The 1802-nt window shown below is 71.0% G+C and carries 5 protein-coding genes; all 5 read right to left on the bottom strand.

What is annotated here, in order from left to right; genetic code table 11:
• Positions 1-213 (bottom strand): hypothetical protein (locus ACFY9I_RS42340; protein WP_391012829.1); only part of this gene is annotated, 213 nt, incomplete at its 3' end.
• A 225-nt stretch (positions 214-438) separates the two neighbouring features.
• The gene (locus tag ACFY9I_RS42335; RefSeq protein ID WP_391012828.1) at positions 439-672 is read right to left on the bottom strand and encodes a hypothetical protein; all 234 of its coding nucleotides are present in this window, start codon (positions 670-672) and stop codon (positions 439-441) included.
• Between the two features lie 171 nt (positions 673-843).
• The gene (locus ACFY9I_RS42330; RefSeq protein WP_391012825.1) at positions 844-1197 is read right to left on the bottom strand and encodes a hypothetical protein; all 354 of its coding nucleotides are present in this window, start codon (positions 1195-1197) and stop codon (positions 844-846) included.
• Positions 1194-1589, bottom strand: a complete 396-nt coding sequence (locus ACFY9I_RS42325; RefSeq protein WP_391012823.1) for a hypothetical protein — start codon at positions 1587-1589, stop codon at positions 1194-1196. The genes ACFY9I_RS42330 and ACFY9I_RS42325 overlap by 4 nt, the downstream gene beginning before the upstream one ends.
• Positions 1586-1741, bottom strand: coding sequence for a hypothetical protein (locus ACFY9I_RS42320; RefSeq protein WP_391012821.1), 156 nt, complete (start codon positions 1739-1741; stop codon positions 1586-1588). The genes ACFY9I_RS42325 and ACFY9I_RS42320 overlap by 4 nt, the downstream gene beginning before the upstream one ends.
• Positions 1742-1802: the final 61 nt, after the last annotated feature.

The following is a 1802-nucleotide window of genomic DNA, read 5'->3' as shown; positions in this document are numbered from 1 at the left end:
CGAGTTGTGCGCCTTCTGCGCTGCCATGAGCGCCTGGAGGTGAGCCGGGGTCCTCAGCTGACGCCGCCGGTCCGCCTCTTGGTCCCACCGGACAGCCAGGGGGACGAACGGCGGAGCGGCGGCGTTCAGGATCTCGTTGGTCCGCTCGGCTGAGACTGCGCGGACCATTTTGGTTGTCGAGCCGATCTTCGCCCATGCTTGCGTGACGTCCACGGTTCTCCTTCAGGTGCGTGGATGAGGGCCGGAGTTCCGTTCGCGCGGGCTCCGGCCCGCCTGTTGCAGCGGGGTTGACCTTCGGTTGCGGGGTGCAAGCCGGGTTGCGGGGTGCAACCGCACCTGACCTGCGGGGTTGCGGGTTGCGTTGGGGGACTGGAGGGGAGCCCTACGCGTGCGCGCGCGAGGGGGCCGTGATCAGAGCCTCGGTTGACTGCCTCTGAATCACCGCTCGGCACCCGCCTTGTTGACCCACAGACGGACCGTGTTCGCGACGATCCCGGTCGCGTCGCGGATGTCCCGGTAGGTGACCTCGTGCCGCCACGCCTCGACGACGAGGGGGCGTAGCTCGTTCTCCACCTCCTCCAGCTGGCGGAGGAGTTTGAGCCGCTTGGCTCCCGGTGTCTTGAGGCTCGCGGCTGCGGCGCTCCGCAGCTGAGCCGGTGTCGTGTCCTGCATGAGTGCAGACTGACACATGCGTTCAGACTGCGCAAGCGGGGCGCGCCGAGTCCGCGCCCCGGACCCTAGCGGGTGAGGTGGGGCCGGCCTCCAGGCGTCGACCTCCCGGACGGACAATGGAAGCGCCCCCGCCGGGCTCCTTCCGGCGGGGGCGCTCCTGTGCCTGTGTCGTCAGGGCGGATTCAGGTGCCTGGCGATCTGCTCGGCGAGTGCGTCGGTATCGACGTCCTCGGGGTCGACCTGGTCTAGGTACGAGTCGAGGACCGCGCGGATCGCGTCGGCTCGCTCGGTCGAGGGCTCGGCCGGCGGGGCCGGGCTGTCGGCAGCGCGCTGTACCCAACTGGCGAGGGTGGCCACTGTGGACCACTCCCAGCCGGACACCCACTCGGCGATACGGCGGTCGTGGGCGCCGAGCCGGACGCCCGCGCGGTCGAGGACGTCGCGCAGCTGCTGGAGCTGCTGCATGTCGTCCAGGACGCCGCGGGGCCTGGTCTCGACGGGACCGGTAGGTACGGGATCGATCATCGGCCGCTCTCCTCCGTGTGCGTATCGGTGAGGCCCCACGCGATCGAGAACAGGTCTGCGGCCCGGTAGCGGCTCTCGTGCGCGTCGGTGTCCAGGTCCAGGCGGCCCGCGCAGATCCTCTCGCGCAGTGCCTCGGCCGCGTCCACCGGATGCACGGCCGCCCGGCCCACCATCCCGAACGATCCGGCAGCGACGCCGAGCACGTCGGCGACGTCGACCCGGACCCTCTCCCCTGCGGCCGTCCTGCATCGCGCCCTGGAGATCGCCACATCGGCCGCCTCCCGGGCCAGGGCCGTGCGCTGCTGGCCAAGGGTGGCCGCAGCGGTCCAGTAGCGGCGCTGCGCCCTCCGGACCTGACGGCCGGACCACCAGGCCCGTGCGTTCCTGATCACTCGAACCTCACCCCCGCCTCCGGGACGTCCGGCCGGGGGCAGACCGAGATCCGCACCGTGCCGTCAGCCTGCGGCTCCATCGCCACGGCGTGCCATGCGCCATCTGCGCCGCCGAGTGCGTCCGGGGCGAACGCCTCGTCAGGAACTGTCATCGAGCCTCCGTGATGCATCAGTAACGCGAGCAGCATCGCGTGGCTCATGTCTGCCGGAGAC

The sequence above is a fragment of the Streptomyces sp. NPDC012510 genome, assembly GCF_042955065.1.
Taxonomy (GTDB): Bacteria; Actinomycetota; Actinomycetes; order Streptomycetales; family Streptomycetaceae; genus Streptomyces.
This window is presented reverse-complemented; position numbering and strand designations above follow the sequence as displayed.

Excerpts from the sequence above, each read along its gene's own strand:
- ACFY9I_RS42335 (WP_391012828.1), bottom strand. The coding sequence starts at position 672 with ATGCAGGACACGACACCGGCTCAGCTGCGGAGCGCCGCAGCCGCGAGC.
- ACFY9I_RS42320 (WP_391012821.1), bottom strand. The coding sequence starts at position 1,741 with ATGACAGTTCCTGACGAGGCGTTCGCCCCGGACGCACTCGGCGGCGCA.
- ACFY9I_RS42330 (WP_391012825.1), bottom strand. The coding sequence starts at position 1,197 with ATGATCGATCCCGTACCTACCGGTCCCGTCGAGACCAGGCCCCGCGGC.